The sequence below is a fragment of the Paraburkholderia aspalathi genome (assembly GCF_900116445.1).
Classification (GTDB): Bacteria; Pseudomonadota; Gammaproteobacteria; order Burkholderiales; family Burkholderiaceae; genus Paraburkholderia; species Paraburkholderia aspalathi.
On sequence record NZ_FPBH01000005.1, the window covers coordinates 271,940 to 292,178 of the forward strand.

Consider the following 20,239-nt stretch of genomic DNA (forward strand, 5'->3'; position numbering starts at 1 on the left):
GCGGCCTGCACGCACTTTGTTACAACGTCACTGTGTTTGCGACAGGTAAAAGCCTACGCGCAGCAGTTAAAATCGTGGGTCTTACCAGAGAAAGCTCGCATGAATCTTCACGAACAGCTCGGCGCGCTGGAAATGGGCGTCGATCAGCTCATCCAGGCTGTCGTGGCCCCGCAGGCCGAAAACATCCCCGAGACACCCGCACACGCTGCAAACACCGCAGAGGTGGCAGCGCAGGAAACGCCAGCGGCGAATCACGCCTCATCGGAATCAGAAACGCAAACTGTTGCGTCTGAGGCAACGACGGCGGCAATAGCGGCGGAAGCAGCGGCGTCCGACAAAGAGCCGGCCGCCCAGGTGCAGCCCACGCTCGAAATCAACCGCCCCGCGCAAAACGAAATCACCATGACGATCGGCGGCCAGATGGTCGCGCTGCGTGCCGAGCAGATCGGGCAGCTGATCGAGGAATTGTCGAACGCGCGCGCCTCGATGACGCCGGAACCGCCGCCGGGCATTCCGCCGGGCTGGCGTTTCGTGTCGACGAAGAACCCCGTCATGGCCGTGCAGAAACAGTCGAATGGCGACCGCCTGCTGGTCATGCGCCACACCGGTCACGGCTGGGTGCCGTTCACGTTCTCGCCCGACATGGTGATCCAGATGTACATGATGCTCACCAAGGGCTGAAGCAAAGGTCGATATAAAAAAACGGCGCCCGAGGGCGCCGTTTTTTGTCTGATCAATCCCTGTGCACGCGCGTCTCAACGCTCCTGCACCGGCGCCTGCACTCGCGCCTTCCATTGGCCGCCTTTGCCGCGCCAGTAGCGCACCGCCGACGCAAACGTCGCGCCGACATAGAACAACGCCACCAGCGGCAGGAACGGGGCCCACAGCGGCGAGCGACGGTAGTAGCTGAGCATCGGCGCATACGCGCAGCACATGGCGGCCCAGGCGAGCCACGCGGGCGCGCCCTGAGGTCCGAGCACCAGCGCGGCCGCCGGCGGCACCAGGTAGATGATCGTCATGCCCAACAGCGTGCCGGCCAGCAACAGCGGCGAGTAATGCAGCTGCGTAAAGGCCGTGCGCGCGATCATGTTCCAGATCTCACGCCAGCTATCGTAAGGACGCAACGACACGCTGCGCGCCGCCACATCGAGGCGGATCGGATGACGCCCCGTGCCGCGATGCTTGATACGCGCAGCAAGGCTGCAATCGTCGATCAACTCGGCGCGAATCGACTCGATGCCACCCGCCTCTTCGAGCGCGCTGCGCCGCACCAGCATGCAGCCGCCCGCCGCCGCGGCCGTTCGGTTGCGCGGGTTGTTGACCCACGAAAACGGATACAGCTTGGCGAAGAAGAACACGAAGGCCGGGATCAGCGCCTTCTCCCAGAACGAATCGCAGCGCAGACGGACCATCAGCGAGACGAGGTCGCGCTTTTCCGCATCCGCACGGGCGACGAGTTGCGCGACGGCGTCGGCGGGATGGCCGATGTCGGCATCGGTGAGCAGCAGGAAATCGGCCGGCAGGCCAAGCGTGCGCACCGCCTCGATACCTTGCGACTGCGCCCACACCTTGCCGGACCAGCCCGGCGGCAGCGGCTTCGCGCTCAGCACCGTCAGACGATCGGGGCATTGCAGTTGCAACGCGGCCGCGCGAGCGGCGTCGGCGGTGCCGTCGGTGCTGTGGTCGTCGACCACGATCACGTGAAATTCGCCCAGATAGTCCTGCTCGAGCAGCGTGGTGACCGCTTGCGCGATCACATCGACTTCATTGCGTGCCGGCACCACGGCGGCGACCGCCGGCCATGTTTCGCGCGGCTCAAGCGTGAGCGGCGCGGCGGGCCGCGCCCGCCAGAAACCGCCGCGCGCAAACAGCAACACACACCAGATCAGCAGGGAAAGACACGAAAGGAGAAACAGAACCACCGCCATTAAGCATTACCCTCGAGTGAACCGGCTTCTACGCCGACGCGCCGCGACAGGCGCATCACCACAGTGCGTACCGCGACGACGCACCAGTCAAATGTGTTGAGTACCGGCCGCTCGCGAAACACGTCGTAGCCGGCTTTTTCGATCCGTTCGAGGATCCGCAAACCGCCATGGATGGCGCCGCACAGCTCGATTCCCAAGCGCCCTGGAATCCGCAACGCGAGCGGCGCGCCACGTACCAGCGTGGTTCGCACGAACGAAATTTCGTAGGCCATCAGCTTCGTCCAGGCTTCGTCGACGACACCTCGCGCGATCTGAGCCTCGGTCACGTTGAAGCGCCGCATATCCGCGAGCGGCAGATACACGCGATCTTTTTCCCAGTCGGCGGCGACGTCCTGCCAGAAGCTGATCAGTTGCGAAGCCGTGCAGATCGCGTCGGCGTCGGCGAGATTCTCCGGCGTGGCGGCGCCCACCAGATGCAGCATCAGATGCCCGATCGGGCTAGCCGAGTGGCGGCAATAGTCGAGCAAGGCGGAGCGGTCCGCGTAACGGCGGGTGTCGATGTCCTGACCGCAGGCGTGGAGCAGATCGTAGAACGGCGCGAGCGGCAGTTTATACTGCGCGATCACGCCGGCGAGCTTGCCGAACAGGAGCGGGTGCACGGGCGCCGCGCGCCCCTCCGCTACCGCGTCGAGCCCGGCGCGGAAGTCGGCGAGGCGGGCATGCCGCTCGGCCGGGCTCCAGTCGCCCTCATCGGCGATGTCGCCAGCGGTGCGGACAACCTGATAGATAATGCCGATAGGCGCGCGCAGCGCCTTTGGCAGCAGCACGCTCGCGACCGGAAAGTTTTCGTATTGATCGACGTCCATCCAGCGAGCCTCGAAACCTTTTTGTAATGCGGCAGCCGATACGTGCCGCAGGACCACGTAGTTTAAGGGTTCCGCCAAACCGGTGCAGAGTGTAATCATTGCCACCTGCGCCACGCGGGCGGCGCCGGGCCGCAGCCCGCAGTGCGGCGCGGTCCCAACACCCTGGCGGGTACGCCAAAGCAAAGCCGGCCTGATAGCGTTAGAATGCGCGTTTGGTTTTGCTGTACCGGCTGGCAGCCGGGGCTCAAGACGTCAACTAAATAGATGATCGCGGCGATAAAGTCATAATTACCGACTTCTTCGAAACCCGCGTCAGTCGGAGTTCGCCAATTTATGCGAGTCATCCTTGCTCAGCCCCGCGGCTTTTGTGCGGGTGTTGTACGTGCAATCGAGATCGTCGATCGCGCGTTACAGCAACACGGCGCGCCCGTGTATGTTCGCCACGAGATTGTTCACAATCGCCACGTGGTGGATAACCTGCGCCAGAAAGGCGCGCGCTTTGTCGAAGAACTCGATGAGGTGCCGCACGGCGCCGTGGCGATTTTCAGCGCGCATGGTGTCGCGCAAACCGTCGAGCGCGACGCGGAGCAGCGCGGCCTCGACGTGCTCGACGCGACCTGCCCGCTCGTGACCAAGGTCCACGTGCAAGGGCGCCAATATGTGGCGGCGGGTCGTACCCTGATCCTGATCGGCCACGCGGGCCATCCGGAAGTGGAAGGCACGATCGGCCAGATTCCAGGCAAGGTGCTGCTGGTGCAAAGCGAGGCTGAAGTCGCGCTTCTGGACCTGCCGCTCGATACGCCGCTTGCGTACGTCACGCAGACCACGCTGTCGGTCGACGACACACGTGGCATTATCGATGCCCTGCTGCGCCGTTTCACCGACATCGTCGGTCCCGACACGCGCGACATCTGCTACGCCACGCAAAACCGTCAGGCGGCGGTGCGCGAACTGAGCAAAGAGGTCGAGGTGCTGCTGGTGGTAGGCGCAACCAACAGTTCGAACTCGAACCGGCTGCGTGAGATCGGCAGCGAGACCGGTGTGGCGAGTTATCTCGTCGCCGACGGTTCGGAAGTGAAGCCGGAGTGGTTTGCGAACGTGCAGACCGTCGGCATCACGGCTGGTGCGTCAGCACCGGAAGAGATGGTAATGAACGTAATCGATGCGCTGCGCGCATTGGGGCCCGTCGATGTCACGACGATGGCGGGCCGTGAAGAGAAAGTCGAATTCAAGTTGCCATCGAAACTGATGCAACCACTCGCTGCACGCGAAGTTTAAGGAGGACGTCTTGTCTATTCCGCTGCTACAGAAAGTCCGGGTTGGCGCGTACATCATGCGTCAGCATCTCTCTGGCAACAAACGCTACCCGCTCGCCTTGATGCTGGAGCCGCTGTTCCGCTGCAATCTTGCCTGTAATGGCTGCGGCAAGATCGATTATCCGGATCCCATCCTGAATCAGCGTCTGTCGCTCGAAGAATGCCTTGGCGCAGTCGACGAATGCGGCGCACCGGTCGTTTCGATTGCAGGCGGCGAGCCGCTCCTGCACAAGGAAATGCCGCAGATCGTGAAGGGCATCATCGCGCGCAAGAAGTTCGTGTACCTGTGCACGAATGCGTTGCTGATGGAAAAGAAGATGGACGACTACGAGCCGAATCCGTACTTCGTCTGGTCGGTTCACCTCGACGGCGATCAACAAGCGCACGATCACTCGGTATCGCAGGAAGGCGTGTACGACAAGGCTGTCGCCGCCATCAAGGAAGCGAAGCGCCGCGGTTTCCGCGTGAACATCAACTGCACGTTGTTCAACGACGCTGTGCCGGAACGCGTCGCCGCGTTCTTCGACACGCTCGGCCCGATGGGTGTGGACGGCATCACCGTCTCGCCGGGTTATGCGTATGAACGCGCGCCGGATCAGCAACACTTCCTGAACCGCGACAAGACCAAGCAACTGTTCCGCGAGATTTTCAAGCGCGGCAACAACGGCAAGAACTGGTCGTTCAGCCAGTCGGGCATGTTCCTCGACTTCCTGGCCGGCAATCAGACGTACGAGTGCACGCCTTGGGGCAACCCGGCGCGTACGGTGTTCGGCTGGCAGAAGCCGTGCTACCTGGTCGGCGAAGGCTACGTGAAGACCTTCAAGGAATTGATGGAAACCACGGAGTGGGAAAAGTACGGTACGGGCAACTACGAGAAGTGCGCGGACTGCATGGTGCACTGCGGCTTTGAGGCGACTGCCGTGATGGATACGGTGGCGCACCCGTTGAAGGCGTTGAAGGTCAGCCTGCGCGGCCCGAAGACTTCGGGTGCCTTCACCAAAGATATTGCTTTGGATAAGCAGCGTCCGGCTGAGTACGTGTTCTCGCGGCACGTCGAGATCAAGCTCGAGGAAATCGGGCGCGCTGGAACGGGTAAGAAGGTGCAGACGGCGGCTTCCGCTTCCGCACACTAAGCGCTGTGCCTGGGGCGGCTTAGGGCCGTTTTATCCGCCCCATGAAGTACACCTTAGGTAGAAAAAAAGCGCGGTGGCCTGATTGCCACCGCGCTTTTTCTTTTTTGCGCTGCTATATGTCAGCCCGTGGTCAGCCCGCGCTTCGTGCGTTATGCGCAGTCAGGAACTTGATCAGCCCATCCACGCCGCCCTTGGAAATCTGATCGGCGAACTGCGTCTGATACACCTGGATCAACCAGGCGCCCATCATGTTGATGTCGTAAATCTTCCAGCCGTTAGCGCCCTTGGTCAGCCGGTAATCGATGGCATCGTCGCCGCCATTGCTGAGCACGTGCGACTGCACCACCAGGTCCTTGGAGCCGGCCGGCACATTGACCGGCAAGAACTTGAACTTCACGTCCTGATCCCGCAACTGCGACAGCGAGGCGGCGTAGGTGCGCACCAGCAGCAGCGTAAACTGGTCATAGAGCTGCTTCTGCTGCTCGGGGGTCGCCGTACTCCATGCCTTCCCTACCGCGATCCGGGTGGTTCGCTGAAAATCGGTAGCCGGTACGAAGCGCGTTTGAACCAGCTCGGTGATCTTCGCCATATCGCCACCGCGCGCCTGCGGATCGGCCTTCATCGCGGCCACCGTGCCTTCGACGGCACCCTTCACCACCGCATCAGGCGCGCTTTGCGCATAGGCCGCAGTGGACACCACGGCCGCAGCCAGAAAAGCAGACAGATAACGTTTCATACGCTCGCCAAAACCCCAGGAAGTAAGCGCCGGCAGGCTCGCAAGCCCGCAGCCAAAGCAAGATAGACCAGTATACCGATATTGCGTTCCCGCCCCCAGCCGCGCCGCCCGGGTGTCGTACTTGCTACCGAAGTGGAGCCGAGTCGCTCCGGCTCTGTATACTTGTGCACTTTCGTCAAAAACACCACTCGTGATAAGGCCACCTCCGCCTACATGCTGAAGTCATCTATCGTCCGTCTCGTCGCCTATTCGGTGCGTCATCCGTTACGGATCATCGCTCTGTCGCTCGTGCTCGCCGTTTTGAGCGGCTTCTACGTTGCCCATAATTTCAAAATCAACACCGATATCAGCAAGCTGGTCGAGACTGACAAGCAATGGTCCGCGCTCGAAAATGCGATGGACGCGGCCTTCCCGGATCGCGGCCAAACCGTGCTGGTGGTCGTCGAAGCGCGTGCCCCGGAGTTTGCCGACGCCGCCGCCAATGCCCTGACCGCCGCGCTCAAAGCCGATCCGAAGGAATTCGTCGCGGTCTCGCAACCCGCTGGCGGGCCGTTCTTCGAACACAATGGACTGCTGTTCCCGTCGACCAATGAGGTCCTGTCCACCACCTCGCAGCTCGTTCAGTCCCGCCCGCTCGTCAATGCTCTTGCGCACGATCCGAGCCTGACCGGCCTTGCCGGCACCCTCACCACGAGCCTGCTGCTGCCGCTGCAGCTGGGTCAGGTGAAACTGGCCGACATGAGTCATTTGCTGTCGCAAAGCGCAACCACGCTCGATCGCGTGCTGGCCGGCCAGCCAGCGGCGTTCTCGTGGCGCGCGCTGGTCGACAAGAGCGCCGCCACGGAGCCGGCGCGTGCTTTCGTCACGGTGCAGCCGGTCGTGGACTACGACGCGCTGGAGCCGGGCGCCACCGCATCGAAAGCGATCCGCGCCACGGCCGCATCGCTGCACCTCGATGCGCGCTATGGCGCCACGGTCCGTCTGACAGGCGAACAGCCGCTCGCGGACGAAGAATTCGCATCGGTCAAGGACGGCGCCGTGCTCAACGGTATCGGCACCTTCATCGTCGTGCTGGTGATTCTCTGGCTGGCACTGCGTTCGGGCCGCATGATCGTCGCCGTGTTCATCACGCTGTTCGTCGGGCTCGCGATCACCGCGGCGCTCGGCCTGTTGCTGGTGGGCGCGCTCAACATGATTTCGGTCGCCTTCATGGTGCTGTTCGTCGGGCTCGGGGTCGATTTCGGCGTGCAGTTCGGCGTCAAATATCGTGAGGAGCGGACTCGCGACAACCGTCTTTCCGCCGCCCTCATGCATACCGCGCACAGCATTGGCGTGCCGCTGACGCTCGCGGCTGTGGCGGTCGCGTTGAGCTTCTTCTCGTTCCTGCCGACGGCTTACCGCGGCGTGTCGGAATTGGGCGAGATCGCTGGCGTCGGCATGTTCGTCGCGTACTTCACCAACATGACGCTGCTGCCGGCGCTGTTGAAAATCCTCAAACCGCCGGTTGAAGCCGTTTCGCCCGGCTTCAAGCAACTCGCCCCCGTCGACGATTTCCTCGATCATCACCGCAAACCGGTGCTGATCGGCACGCTCATCGTCGTGATTGGCGCGACACCTTTGCTGACGCATTTGCGCTTCGACTTCAACCCGCTGCATCTGAAAGACCCGCATACGGAATCGATGGCCACGCTGCTGTCGTTGAAGGATTCGCCGGAAGCCGCGGTCAACAACGTCCATGTGCTCGCGCCGACGCTTGCCGACGCGGACCAGAAGGCCGCGCATCTGCGCGCGCTGCCGGAAGTGGGTCGTGTGACCACGCTGAGCACCTTCATTCCGACTGAGCAGCAGCAGAAGCTGATGCTGGTTGCAAGTGCCGCGCAGCAGCTGTTGCCCGCGCTGCAGCAGCAGCCCGCGCCTCAAGCCACAGACGCGGTACGCGTCGCCGCGTTGAAGCGCGCCTCGAACCAGCTCTCGCTCGCCGCGGACGACCACCCGGGACCGGGCGCCGCCGAAGCCCAGCACCTGTCCACGACGCTGCAAAAGCTGGCCGCCGCCGACGCCGCCACGCGCGATCGCGCCGAAACCGCAATGTCCGAGCCGCTGCGCATCGCGCTGAAGCAACTGGCGGATCTGCTGCAGCCGACCGAGATTACGCGCGACAACCTGCCCAAGGAGATTTCCACGAGTTGGGTTTCGAAAGACGGCCGCGCGCTGGTCGACATCGCGCCGAAGGTCAAACCCGGTACCGATCCAAACGACGACGCCATGCTCGCCCGCTTCGTTCACTCGGTGAAGAAAGCGGAGCCGGACGCGATCGGCGGCCCGATTTCGATCCTGAATTCCGCGGACACGATCATCAAGGCGTTCCTGCAGGCCGCGGGCTATGCGTTGCTGTCGATTGCAGTCCTGCTGTGGATTGCGCTGCGACGGGTCAGCGATATGCTGCGCACCCTGGTTCCGCTGCTGGTATCGGCGCTGGTGACATTGGAGTTGTGTGTGGTATTCGGCATGCCGCTGAACTTCGCGAATATCATTGCGCTGCCGCTGATGCTCGGCGTCGGCGTAGCATTCAAGATTTACTTTGTGATGGCGTGGCGCAACGGACAGACTGGCCTTTTGCAGTCGAGCCTCACGCATGCCGTGTTGTTCAGCGCGGCGACCACGGCGACGGCGTTCGGGAGCCTCTGGCTGTCGCATCATCCGGGGACGTCGAGTATGGGACGCTTGCTGGCACTCTCGTTGTTTTGCACCCTGATCGGCGCGGTGGTGTTCCAACCCGTACTGATGGGCAAGCCGCGTCAACGTCGCGCGAAGCGTAAAGGAATATAAGTATGAAGCTGCGAAACACCGTGCTGGCGCTGGCCGCCACCGGTCTGATCTCTGGCTGCGCGACCGGCCCCGACCGCAAGCCTGGCGATCCGTTCGAGCCGGCAAACCGTGTGATTTTCAATTTCAACGACGGTGTGGACCGCTTCATCGCCGTCCCGGTCGCCAAGGGTTACCAGAAGGTGACACCACAGCCGTTGCGTACGGCGGTGAGCAACTTCTTCTCGAATCTGGGCGACCTGACCAACGCCGCCAACAACCTGTTGCAGTTGAAGATCACCGACGCGACCGAAGACTTCGTGCGTTTCGCGTTCAACTCGACCTTCGGGCTCGGCGGCCTGCTTGACTGGGCGACGCCGGCCGGCTTGCCGAAACACCACCAGGACTTCGGTCTGACGCTGGGCCACTGGGGTATCCCGTCGGGCCCATACCTTGTCCTGCCGCTATTCGGTCCGAGCACGGTACGCGACAGCATGGGGTTGATCGTGGACGTGAAGTTCAACCCGTTGAACTACATTGAGCCGGCGGTACGCAATCCGCTGTACGTGCTGCAGTTCGTGAGCGTGCGTTCCGATCTGCTGGGCGCATCCAGCCTGCTGCAACAGGCCGCGCTCGACAAGTATTCGTTCGTGCGCGACGCCTACACCCAGCAGCGTAAGGCACGCCTGCGCGGCACCGGCGACAACGCCGCACCGCTCCCGACCTACGACGACCAGGACGACTCCGGCGCCGCCGCCCCCGCCAAGGGCGCATCGGGAGCAGCGGCAGGCGCCCCAGCGGGCGTCCCGAACTACACCGACCCGGGCGACGCACCAGAAGCCCCGAACGCCGCCTCAGGAAGCGCCACAGGCGCCCCGGCAGGCGTCCCGAACTACACCGACCCAGGCGACACACCGAGCGCTCCAGCGGCAGCGCCTGCTGCCGCGTCGGGCGCAACGACGCAGGCACCGCAAACGGCGCCGACGGACAAGAAACCGCAGGAAGCAACGCCAGCGGTCCAATAAGGGATGTGGGTCAGATCCCCGGCGCGCTTTGCGCGCGTCGGGCAGCGAAGAACACGCAGACAACTCGCCTGAAAAAACCAGACGGTTTTATGAATTACGCTTCGGCGCGCGGAGCGCCGCCGGAAGTATGACGCCCTTGTCACAAGCTTATGCACGGGCACGAACACAGATTCCAGATGCACCACTACCCGTAGCAGACCACGGTGCCCACTTAGCAGGGGCTTCTAGCCGCTTTCTTTGCTTATCTTTCTTTGCGGCGGCAAAGAAAGTAAGTGCCGCCCCGCACAGGGGCAACGCTAATAGACCACTAACAAAACAAGGAAAGGCACCAAACCCAGATCAGGGAAAGGCCAAAGCGCCCGCCGCCGCCATAGCATGCCGCGCCTGCACCAACGAGGTCCGCGCCGCCCGCGCATCGACGGCGACTTGAATCAGCGCCGCAAGCTGCGAAGGCTGCCGCAAAAGCTCCCGCAAAATCGGCCCTAACGCAGTAGTCCCATCATCCCGCAGGCCAGCAGTCGCAGCAGCCGGCAACGTCCGCCAGGCCGGATCAACAACCGCACGACAAACCGCAAACGGAACCCCATGCGCGGCAGCCGTCGCCCCAGCAATATGCGACTCCATATCAACAGCCAAAGCACCCGTCGAACGATGCAGTAACCGCTTGTCATCAGCGCTGACCAAAGGCGCGGTGACAGCCGCCATCACCCCACGCCGCAGACGCGCCGCGAGCGGCCCCGTTGCCAACGCAGCGGCAAACCTGTCAGCCCATGAGCGATCAGTTTCGAGCCGCCCGAACGGCCCCTCAACGGCCTCACCGACGATCAAAGTGCCCGGCTCCAGATCGGGCGCCAACCCACCCGCCGTACCAAAGCTAACAATCCCCGAGCACCCACGCGCAACCGCCGCACTCAACGCCCGCTCCAGCAGATCCGCGCGAGCCGCGTAGACCACCTCGACACCCTTGCCGCGCGCGATGCGCGCTTCGAACGCCATACCCGTCACCACGATCACCGGCAAGGTGTTGCGGCCGGCGTCGGCTGACAGCGTTGTTGAAAACGCCATCCGTTACATCCCGACCGCGACGCGCGTCAGCCCGTTGCGTTTCAGATGACGGAAGCGCGCCAGCGCCCACAACGGGAAGAACTTGCGATAGCCGTGGTAACGCAGATAGAACACGCGCGGGAAGCCGGTCGCCGTGAAGCGCGTTTCGTCCCACAACCCGTGCTCGCGCTGTTCGCGCTGCAGATACTCGACGCCACGCGCCACCGCCTCATGATTCACCTCGCCCGCCGCCATCAGGCCCATCAGCGCCCATGCGGTTTGCGAAGCCGTGCTCGGCGCGCGCTCGTAGCCGTGATAGTCGAGCTTGTAGCTCTCACCGCCCTCACCCCAGCCGCCGTCTTCGTTCTGGATCGACAGCAGCCACAACGCAGCGCGCTTCATGCGCGGGTCGTCGTGCGGCAGGCCAGCGGCGTTCAGCGAACACAGCGCGGTCCAGGTGCCGTAGATATAGTTCAGGCCCCAGCGGCCGTACCAGCTGCCATCCGATTCCTGTTCCTTGAGCATGTAATCGAACGCGCGCTGCGCCGGCTCGCTGCCCTGCGGAAATTCACCGAGTTGCGCTAGCATCGACAGGCAGCGGCCGGACACGTCCGCAGTCGGCGGATCGAGCAAGGCGCCGTGATCGGAGAACGGAATGTTGTTCAGGTAGTACTGCGTGTTTTCCGGTTCGAACGCACCCCAGCCGCCGTCGCTGCTCTGCATGCCGACCACCCATTCGCGCGCCCGCGCAATGGCTTCGCGGTCGACATCCGATTGCGTCAGCGCCGCCGAGCGTTGCATCGCCATCGCCACCACCGCCGTATCGTCGACGTCCGGATAGTGCGCGTTGTTGTACTGGAACGCCCAGCCGCCAGGACGCACGTTCGGACGGCGCGAGATCCAGTCGCCGCGCACGTCGAGAATCTGCAGCGGGCGCAGCCAGGCGAGCCCGCGTTCAGCCGCCTGTTCGGCATGCGCTTCGCCGGTCTCGAGCAGCGCATGCGCCACGAGCGAGGTGTCCCACACCGGCGACAGACACGGCTGGCAATATGCTTCGTCATCCTTGATGACGAGCAGCTTTTCGATCGACTGACGGGCGATCGCGCGGTTCGGATGATCGGCCGGATAGCCGAGCACGTCGTACATCATCACCGAGTTGGCCATCGCCGGGAAAATCGCGCCGAGGCCGTCTTCGCCGTTCAGCCGTTCGTCGACGAAGCGCACCGCCTCGCGCACTGAACGCTCACGCGTCGCCTTCGGGAACAGGCCGTCGACCATGCGCAGCATCACGTCCACGCCGCGGAAAAACCGGAACCAGCCGAGATGCTGATGCGGCGCCCGATCACGCATGCCGGTATTGACCGGCGCGCCGCGGAACAGCTCGTCGATCCGCACACGGCGCGGATTGCGCGCCACGGGCCGCTTCGCGTTCAGCACCAGCAGCGGCACGATCACGGTACGCGCCCAGTACGACACCTTCGACAGATGGAACGGGAACCACTGCGGCAGCAGCATGATTTCCACGGGCATCATCGGCACGGCACGCCACGACACCACGCCGAACAGCGCAAGCAGAATCCGCGTGAACACGTTCACCGTTTCCGCGCCGCCGTTCGCCAGAATCGCTTCGCGCGCACGGACCATGTGGTCGGCGTCCGGCGAGTCGCCGATCATCTTCAGTGCGAAGTACGCCTTGACGCTCGCGCTGATGTCGAGCGCGCCGTCGGTGAAGAGCGGCCAGCCGCCGTCCGCCAATTGGATGCGGCGCAAATAGCGGCCAATCTTCTGCTCCAGTTCCACGTTCGGCGTTTCGCCGAGATAGTGAACCAGCAGCACGTATTCGGCGGGAATCGTTGCATCGGCTTCGAGTTCGTAGACCCAGTGACCGTCCGGTTTCTGCGCGCCGAGGATCGCGTCGGTGGCACGCGTGATCGCGGCGTCGAGCGACGGCGCGTACGCTTGCGGCGCGGCATCAGGCGCAGCGCTCGACACCGCGCTTGGCACATTCAGCGCCGCATCGGCGATTTCAGGCAGGACGGCGTCCAGCGGCTGGGCTTGAGATAAGTCGTTCATCGGCGTTCCATCGGTTGATTCAGCAGCGTGTCCGCGGCCTTCTGGCCGGAGCGGATCGCCCCTTCAATCGTCGCGGGCAGGCCGGTGGCCGTCCAGTCGCCCGCGAGCATCAAATTGTTCCAGCGAGTGCGCGTGCCGGGGCGCAGCATTTCCTGATCCGGCAAGGCGGCAAACGTCGCGCGTTTTGCCACCACGACCTGCCAGGCGGGCATCGGCTCGGCCGGCACGTTGGCAGCCTGAGCCACTTCGGCCCAGATGGTTTTCGCCAGCGCTTCATGCGGTGTGTCGAGCAGGCGCTCCGCGGCGTTGACCGTGGCCGACATGCGGCCCTCGAAGGCAAACAGCCAATCGGCCGTCGCATTCAGCAGCCCCGTGATCGGCGCCATGCCGAACGGCGGCTCGACCGCGAAATGCACGTTAAGGGTCTCGGTGAAGCGATTCGGCGAGCGCAAGCCGGGCACGAGCGTCTGCGCGATGTCCGGCGGCACCGCGAGCACTACGGCCTGGTTGGCTTCGATCGCGATGCTTTCGTCCGCGAAATTCAGTGCCGAGATGCGGGCGGGGCCGGCGCCGCTGTCGGCAAACACGATGTCGGTCAGACGCGACCCGAGCCGGATTGCCGCGCCGCCGTGCTGCAACAGACGCAGCGCCGGGTCGACAAACGCGCTGCCCAAACCGTTTTTCGCCACCAGAGGCCGGCACGCCAGACCACCGGCGACCAGCGTCTCCCTGACCATCGCGGCCGTGAGCTCCGCCGACGCTTCACGCGGCTCGACATTGAGCATCGCGAGAAACAGCGGCCGCAGCAGACGATCCCACAGCGGGCCATTGCAACGCATGGTTTGCGCCACACTGCGCCCGGGTTTGGCGAACAGCAGCGGCACGAGCGCCAGATAGTCGCTCGGTCCGGTGTTCGGCACGCGCGCGTTCGGGTCGAAAATCCACCAGGGCAGGCGGCCCGGCGACATGCGCACGGTCCAGCGCGCCCGCGTCGCCAGATCCATGAACGGATATTCGGGCTGGGACGGGCCGACCAGCTCGTCGGCGGCGCCGATCGCGCGTACATAGTTGAGCGTGGCGTAATTGCCCGACAACACCATGTGATTGCCACTGTCGATGGTGGCGCCGAGCTTGGGATCGTAATACGACCGGCAACGGCCCCCTGCCTGTGGCGCAGCCTCATGAAGCACGACTTGTGCGCCGCGCCGCTGCAATTGCACCGCTGCGGCCAGGCCGGCGAGGCCGGCGCCGATCACATGGATGAGCTTCGGCATCAGCTCAGAAGAGCGCGTAACGCGCGACGATCCACAGCATGCGCAGTTTCGGCTTGCTGACCTTCGTACGCGGAATGTCGAAGCCGCGCTCGAGCGTGCGTTCGAGCAGCACGCGATAGACGCCCGACATGATGCGCGGTGCGCGCACATGGCTGCGCGGCTCGCGGTCCATGATCGCGTCGGAAGCGGCGAAATGCTCCTTGGCGCGCTCGGCGAGCGTCGCGCAGACGCGCGGCAACGACGGATCGTCGGCGATCTGGGCCGGGCTCGTCACGGCAATACCTTCGCGCGCCAGCAATTCGTGCGGGAGGTAGCAGCGGTTGATGCCGGCGTCTTCGTCGATATCGCGCAGGATGTTGGTCAGTTGCAGCGCGCGGCCCAGATGGTGCGCCAGCAAACGGCCCGGCTCCTCCTGCATCCCGAATATCCTCACCGACAGACGGCCCGCCGCGCTCGCGACGCGGTCGCAGTACAGGTCGAGCGTGGCTTCGTCGGGCGCGCAGATGTCGGCGGCGGCATCCATCGCCATACCGTCGATCATTGCGTAAAAATCTTCGCGTTGCAGGTGAAACGTATGAATGTGCCGCGTCAGCGCGCGCAAGGAAGCGCGCGGTGAGCCGGCGTAGCACGCGTCGATGTCGGCGCGCCAGCGCTCGAGCGCGGCGGCGCGTTCGGCGCGCGGCTTGTCGCTGTCGGCGATATCGTCGACAGCGCGGCAGAAAGCGTAGACCTGATACATCGCGTCGCGCTGCGCGGCCGGCAGGATGCGCATTGCGAGATAGAACGAGCTGCCGGACGTAGCGGCAGCGGCGTCGATTTCTGTATCGTCCACGACAAGATTGGAAACAGCCAAGACGATCTCCGCTGGAGGCGCCCGCTGAAAGGCGTTCAAGAAATTTGGTGGTTACTGCAAGGCATGCGCCCCGCGCGCGCGGACACGCGCGAAACACCCGGCAGGGATGCCGGAAACGGCGAAAAGTATAACAACCTTTGTGAGATGCCGCAGTTTAGGGGTGAATAAGGGGCCGGAAGACGGATGTGGCGCTTCGCGAGAAACGCTCAGGTAAACGCCACCGAGCGATTGCGCCCCTGCCGCTTGGCGCTATACAGCGCCGCGTCGGCTTCATTGATGAGCACGTCGTACGCCGGCACGCCAAGGCGCGCTGCCGCGCCACCGACGCTCGCCGTCACCGGCACGCTTGTGCCTTGCACGTCGACCGGCGTGTCGGCGATCGTGCAGCGGATTTTCTCCGCGACCCGCATGGCGTCTTCCAGCGGTGTACACGGCAACAGCAAGGCAAACTCCTCGCCACCGAAACGCCCGAAGGTATCCTGCGCCCGCACCACCTCGGCGACCCGTTGCGCCATCACGCGCAACACCGTATCGCCCACGCCGTGGCCGAACTGGTCGTTGATTTTCTTGAAGTGATCGAGATCGAACAGCAGCACGGACATCTCGCCGCCGTAGCGTTGCCAGCGCGTGAATTCGTCGCGCAGGCGCGCTTCGAAGTAACGCCGGTTGGCGATGCCCGTCAGACCGTCACGGTCCGCGTATTCCTGCAGCTTGGCGACCGCCTCTTCACGCTCGCGCTGCACGATGCTGACATGCGTGACGTCGGAGATGGTCACGCACACGGCCACCACTTCGCGATCGCGCGTGAGCGGCATGAAGGTGCAGTCCTGCTGCATGAAGTCGACGCCGCCGGTAATCGGCCGGTCGTGATCGAACTTGAAGAGATACGGGCGCTGCTCCCACGAACTGAACGCGAAACTGCCGAGCTGAAACACGCTTTCGATCTTGCGCGACAGCCACACGCGCGGCAATTCCGGAAAGTGCGTGAAGAGCGATTTGCCGACCACCTGCTCCGGCGTCAAGCCGCTGTGATCCTGCATGAAGCGATTCCACATCAGCACGGTCATATTGCGATCGAGCACGAAGATGCCGAAACCGACACGTTCGACCACCAGATCGCTCAACGACTCCGCGGACACATTCATAGGCTGGACAACAGCTCGTCGAGCGCCTCGTTCATATGGCGGATCGACTCTTCGGCCATCAGCATCACGAGGTGCGCGCGAAAACTCTGGTCCTCGAGCGCGAAATTGACTTCCACCAGCAGCGCGACTTCCCACTGCAACACGCCGGGCTGGAACACTTCGTCGAGCGTCATCGCCTCACCGAGCAGGCCAGGCGCTGAGAAGACCGGCGTGCGGCCGAGCTGGTCGAGGATGCACGAGACACACGCGCCCGTCAGCACGTTCGCGACGTCGAACACGAGTTCCTGCTGGCTCACCGCCTCATAGCTCGAGCGCGAATAGGGGTCGCTCACGAGCGAACACAACTGGTCGATGCTGTCGCTGCGGCAGATCACCAGCGCTTCGCCCTTGATATCGGAGCGAAAGCCCTGGCGCACCGCGCTCACCGTGTCCTCGATTCCGGTCATCTCGCGCAGCGCCTGTGCCGCCTCGCTCACCGCCACCACCTTCACGCGCGGCACCGATAATTCGATGAACGCATCGAGCAGGCTCGCGAGACGCGTCGCGGCCTGGCCCATCGCCAGATTGGCGACCTCTTGCAGCGCGTCGCGCTGGTCTTCGGTGAGGACTGGCTCAGACATACAACCCGTACTCCTTGAGGATGGGTAGTACCGCCTCGGGCGTCACGGGCTTGGCGATGAAAGCGACGGCGCCGAGCGCGCGCACGCGCGACTGCGCCATCGGCTGGACATCGGCGGAGACGACTATGACGAAGGTGTTCAGATCCTCATGCTGCAATGCTTCCAGCACCTGATAGCCGGTCATGTCCGGCATCGTCAGGTCGAGAAACATCACCGACGCTTTGCCTTCGCGATACAGGCCGAGCGCTTCGCGCCCGTTCGTCGCGTAGGACACGTCGACATCCCAGTCCGGCGGCAATGCCTTGGTGAGCACCTTGCGGGCAAGCAATGAATCGTCGGCGATCACAATGGGCAAAGGCATGGGCGGGTCGGTAAGCGGAATTAGCTCTTGCGCGTTAACGGCGGGTAGAGGTGATTTCTTTAGCGTGCGGTCTGTCGACCGGCGCTCAAACGGGCTGAAGCTTGCGAGAATGAAGCTTGCAAACGAGCGGGGTGCCCGCACAGCGAGGCGCGTGTGACGGAAGCCGTGGGCGCGCATGAATGCGCGCGGGCACGGTGGACGACGGCTATGACCGGCATGTTCGAGCCTACCCCGTAGATGAATCCGCGCGGCTCCACGGATCGGGCTGGTCCCTTGCCGCGCGGCTGTTTCCGCGAGCGCCTTCGGTCACGCGTTGTGCGCGTTGCCTGGCGGTCCTCGTGGCAGATGCATCCGAACATGGCGGACGCATTATTTGTGATGACATCGATTTTCGAAGCAAATTGGCGGAAAGGCAACTCGCCAATTTCGCTTTGATTAAAGAAATTTTCCCATTAAATGCTATTTTTGAAAATATTTCGGTAGATTTCAGAGTCTTTCTTTTACATTTATACTTTTGTGTACGTTTGCGCTGCTCGATTTGTCACTGATTCAAACGGCCGACAAATCGGGGGCCGACCATTTGTCACAGTAACTAGTACGGCTGCTGCATGTCTATGCTTTTCGTATGACGCCGATTCCCGGCCTTTTCGTCCAGAACGACCTTAGCGTTACCGACCATGACATCAGAACGGTTCGACCCGCCTGAAGCGAGCCGCCCTCCCCCTAGCCGCCAGGACGAGGCGCGGTTTCCGGCCGTACCGGAACAGAATTTCCACGTCCGGCGCATCACGCTGATCGCGCTGCTTATCGCAGCCATCGTGCTGCCGTGCGTGTACGTCGCCGCGATGGCGTTCAGCGATCTGCGCGCGCGCATGGCCGACGCGACCGACGTGACGCTGCGCACCGTGCGCGTGGCCGAAGAACACGCGCTGAAAGTGTTCGACATGAACGAGACGCTCGATTCGCGCATTGTCGATCTGACGCAAGGTCTGGACGACAACGGCATTCGCGCTCAGGAAGGCGAGATTCACGAGAAGCTGCGCACTATGGGCGGCGGCTATCCTCAGGTGGCGGCCGTCTCGATCTTCGGCCGTGAGGGGGATCTGCTCGCCACCAGCCGTTTCTATCCCGCGCCGGAGTTGTCGATTGCCGACCGCGACGATTTCACCGGCATTCGCGACGGCAAGGGTCTCGAGCATGTCTCGAAGGTCATGACGGGACATGTGGTGGGCGAACAGGTGTTCAACACGGGCGTGGAGCGGCAAGCAGCCGACGGCTCATTTGCTGGCGTCGTCTCGGTCGCACTGCGGCCCAGCTATTTCGACGCGTTCTACCGGGAACTGCTCGGCGGCAGCGACAGCACGCCGATGATCATGAGCCTCGTGCGCACCGACGGCGCGATCCTCGCACACTATCCGCGCCGCCCGCGCGAGCCGCAGGCTACGGCGCCGCATTCGCCACTGGCCGAAGCGCTGGCGCAAGGGCGGCGAGCCGGCGTCGTACGTATGCACTCCGACATCGACGACGACAACGTAATCCTCGCGTTCCGGCGCATCGGCGCCTATCCGGTCTACGCGTTGTGCGGCTATCGCACCTCGGCCATCTGGGCCGCGTGGTACCGGCATCTAAGCGTACTGATTCTGTCGATGTTCACGCCGTCTATCGTGCTGTGGTGCGTGATCTGGCTGTCGCTGCGGCGCCTCGGCGCCGAGGAGGAGGCGTGGGAGCGCTGGCAGGCCGAAGCCTCGATGCGCCGCTCGATCGAATCCGCGTATCGCCAATCGCGCAAGATGGAGGCGCTCGGCAATCTGGTCGGCAGTGTGGCGCACGATTTCAACAATCTGCTGATGATCGTTTCTGCCAACGTGCAGATCGCCCGGCGGCGCGGCGCGCCGGGGCTCGACCGCGAATTGTCGGCGATGGAGCGGGCGCTCAAGGGTGGCCAGTCGCTCACCCGGCAATTGCTCGGCGTCGCGCGCAAGCAGCCGTTGCGCAACGAGACGCTGGCGCTCGAGCGTTGGCTGCCGGCGTGCCGCGAACTGCTGCGCGCATCGCTCGGCGCGAAGATTTCGCTGGTGATGGATATCGGCGTCGATATCTGGCCCATGCGTGTCGACGTCGCCGAGCTCGAACTGGCGCTGATCAACATCGCGGTGAACGCGCGCGACGCCATGCCCAACGGCGGCCGCTTCACGGTTCGAGCCGCCAATATCAACTTCCGCCACCAGGACGGCTTTCCGCTGACCGGCGATTTCGTGCAACTGTCGCTTGAAGATACCGGTGGCGGCATGCCGCCTGAAGTGCTCGCGCGCGCCTTCGAACCGCTTTTCACCACGAAGCCGAAAGGCATGGGCACCGGTCTCGGACTGCCGCAGGTTTTCGCCTTCTGCGAGCGCTCCGGCGGCCTTGCCGCGATCGACAGCGCAATCGGCGCAGGCACCTCGGTGCGCCTCTACCTGCCGCGCGCCACAGCCGCTCCCGAAGCCGAACTGCCGGCCGAAACGGGTGTCGAGGAAAGCGGCGCGCCGCACGGCTTGCGCATCCTGCTGGTCGAGGACAACGACGAAGTCGCCGCCGGCACCGAGGCCCTGTTGCAGATGATGGGCCACCAGGTCACGTGTGTATTCAACGCCGATACCGCGCTCTGCCTGTTCGACGACGCCCACGCGAGGCAGGCGCGCACCGGCGAGCCGCTGCCGTTCGACCTGGTGCTGTCGGACATCCACATGCCGGGCACGATGAACGGCATCGACCTGGCCGAAGCCGTACAGGCTTTCGACACCCGGCTGCCGGTCATTCTGGTCACCGGCTACGCGGAAGAACTCGACCGCGCGCGGCATGTGAACGTGCGGGTGCTGTCGAAACCCTTCGATATCGCCTTGCTGGAAGAACTCCTGCAAGCGATCCAGCGCGAACTGGCGCAAACGGGCGCCGATCCGGCTGCGGCGGCCCATCCGGCCGACTAACGCCGCTTTTTCAGCATCGCCGCCAATTACCGGCGGTTGTAAAAGCGCGGCAGCGGAATGCCGCAGTTTCTATGCGAACACATGGCGCAAGCGG

At 63.7% G+C, this 20,239-nt stretch carries 17 protein-coding genes; 7 read left to right on the forward strand and 10 right to left on the reverse strand.

What is annotated here, in order from left to right:
* The first annotated feature begins 99 nt into the window (after window positions 1-99).
* Window positions 100-681 (forward strand): hypothetical protein, encoded by a 582-nt coding sequence (locus BM438_RS11035; RefSeq protein WP_093634313.1) that lies wholly within the window; start codon window positions 100-102, stop codon window positions 679-681.
* A gap of 74 nt (window positions 682-755) precedes the next feature.
* Here the strand turns inward: BM438_RS11035 and BM438_RS11040 are convergent, their stop codons facing one another.
* Both BM438_RS11040 and hpnC read right to left on the reverse strand, forming a co-directional pair.
* Window positions 756-1,928 carry a glycosyltransferase gene (locus BM438_RS11040; protein WP_093634314.1) on the reverse strand — a complete coding sequence of 391 codons (1,173 nt, stop codon included), beginning with the start codon at window positions 1,926-1,928 and terminating at the stop codon, window positions 756-758.
* The gene (gene hpnC, locus BM438_RS11045) at window positions 1,928-2,794 is read right to left on the reverse strand and encodes a squalene synthase HpnC (RefSeq protein WP_093634315.1); all 867 of its coding nucleotides are present in this window, start codon (window positions 2,792-2,794) and stop codon (window positions 1,928-1,930) included. Before hpnC ends, BM438_RS11040 begins: the two co-directional genes overlap by 1 nt.
* A gap of 333 nt (window positions 2,795-3,127) precedes the next feature.
* Between hpnC and ispH the strand changes: the two genes are divergently transcribed.
* Window positions 3,128-4,072 (forward strand): 4-hydroxy-3-methylbut-2-enyl diphosphate reductase, encoded by a 945-nt coding sequence (gene ispH / locus BM438_RS11050; protein ID WP_093634316.1) that lies wholly within the window; start codon window positions 3,128-3,130, stop codon window positions 4,070-4,072.
* 10 nt (window positions 4,073-4,082) lie between these two features.
* Window positions 4,083-5,243, forward strand: coding sequence for an adenosyl-hopene transferase HpnH (gene hpnH / locus BM438_RS11055; protein WP_093634317.1), 1,161 nt, complete (start codon window positions 4,083-4,085; stop codon window positions 5,241-5,243).
* Window positions 5,244-5,373: 130 nt separating this feature from the next.
* On the opposite strand, the gene BM438_RS11060 is transcribed toward hpnH, so the two are convergent.
* Complete coding sequence (locus BM438_RS11060) at window positions 5,374-5,979, reverse strand: MlaC/ttg2D family ABC transporter substrate-binding protein (protein ID WP_093634318.1); 606 nt, start codon at window positions 5,977-5,979, stop codon at window positions 5,374-5,376.
* Window positions 5,980-6,192: 213 nt separating this feature from the next.
* Between BM438_RS11060 and hpnN the strand changes: the two genes are divergently transcribed.
* Window positions 6,193-8,808, forward strand: a complete 2,616-nt coding sequence (gene hpnN, locus BM438_RS11065) for a hopanoid transporter HpnN (RefSeq protein ID WP_093634319.1) — start codon at window positions 6,193-6,195, stop codon at window positions 8,806-8,808.
* A 2-nt stretch (window positions 8,809-8,810) separates the two neighbouring features.
* Complete coding sequence (locus BM438_RS11070; RefSeq protein WP_093634320.1) at window positions 8,811-9,809, forward strand: MlaA family lipoprotein; 999 nt, start codon at window positions 8,811-8,813, stop codon at window positions 9,807-9,809.
* Between the two features lie 339 nt (window positions 9,810-10,148).
* Here BM438_RS11070 and BM438_RS11075 read toward each other — a convergent pair whose 3' ends face one another.
* The 7 genes from BM438_RS11075 to BM438_RS11105 all read right to left on the reverse strand — a co-directional run bounded on the left by BM438_RS11075 (window position 10,149) and on the right by BM438_RS11105 (window position 17,179).
* The gene (locus tag BM438_RS11075; RefSeq protein WP_093634321.1) at window positions 10,149-10,874 is read right to left on the reverse strand and encodes a phosphorylase; all 726 of its coding nucleotides are present in this window, start codon (window positions 10,872-10,874) and stop codon (window positions 10,149-10,151) included.
* Window positions 10,875-10,877: 3 nt separating this feature from the next.
* Entirely contained in the window at window positions 10,878-12,926 is a 2,049-nt protein-coding gene (gene shc / locus BM438_RS11080; RefSeq protein ID WP_093634322.1) for a squalene--hopene cyclase, read from the reverse strand.
* Window positions 12,923-14,200, reverse strand: a complete 1,278-nt coding sequence (hpnE, locus tag BM438_RS11085) for a hydroxysqualene dehydroxylase HpnE (RefSeq protein ID WP_093634323.1) — start codon at window positions 14,198-14,200, stop codon at window positions 12,923-12,925. Before hpnE ends, shc begins: the two co-directional genes overlap by 4 nt.
* 4 nt (window positions 14,201-14,204) lie before the next feature.
* Window positions 14,205-15,053 (reverse strand): presqualene diphosphate synthase HpnD, encoded by an 849-nt coding sequence (gene hpnD, locus BM438_RS11090; protein WP_093634324.1) that lies wholly within the window; start codon window positions 15,051-15,053, stop codon window positions 14,205-14,207.
* A gap of 206 nt (window positions 15,054-15,259) precedes the next feature.
* A complete protein-coding gene (locus BM438_RS11095; RefSeq protein ID WP_054034186.1) occupies window positions 15,260-16,198 on the reverse strand; it encodes a sensor domain-containing diguanylate cyclase in 939 nt (312 codons plus the stop codon).
* Window positions 16,195-16,818: a chemotaxis protein CheC gene (locus BM438_RS11100; RefSeq protein ID WP_093634325.1), complete on the reverse strand. Its 624-nt coding sequence runs from the start codon at window positions 16,816-16,818 to the stop codon at window positions 16,195-16,197. The genes BM438_RS11095 and BM438_RS11100 overlap by 4 nt, the downstream gene beginning before the upstream one ends.
* Window positions 16,811-17,179, reverse strand: a complete 369-nt coding sequence (locus tag BM438_RS11105; RefSeq protein WP_093634326.1) for a response regulator — start codon at window positions 17,177-17,179, stop codon at window positions 16,811-16,813. The genes BM438_RS11100 and BM438_RS11105 overlap by 8 nt, the downstream gene beginning before the upstream one ends.
* Before the next feature lie 179 nt (window positions 17,180-17,358).
* Here BM438_RS11105 and BM438_RS44795 point away from each other — a divergent pair, with 179 nt between their 5' ends.
* Window positions 17,359-17,727, forward strand: coding sequence for a hypothetical protein (locus tag BM438_RS44795; protein WP_143131693.1), 369 nt, complete (start codon window positions 17,359-17,361; stop codon window positions 17,725-17,727).
* A 129-nt stretch (window positions 17,728-17,856) separates the two neighbouring features.
* Window positions 17,857-20,145 carry a hybrid sensor histidine kinase/response regulator gene (locus BM438_RS11115; RefSeq protein ID WP_093634328.1) on the forward strand — a complete coding sequence of 763 codons (2,289 nt, stop codon included), beginning with the start codon at window positions 17,857-17,859 and terminating at the stop codon, window positions 20,143-20,145.
* The last annotated feature ends 94 nt before the right edge of the window (window positions 20,146-20,239 follow it).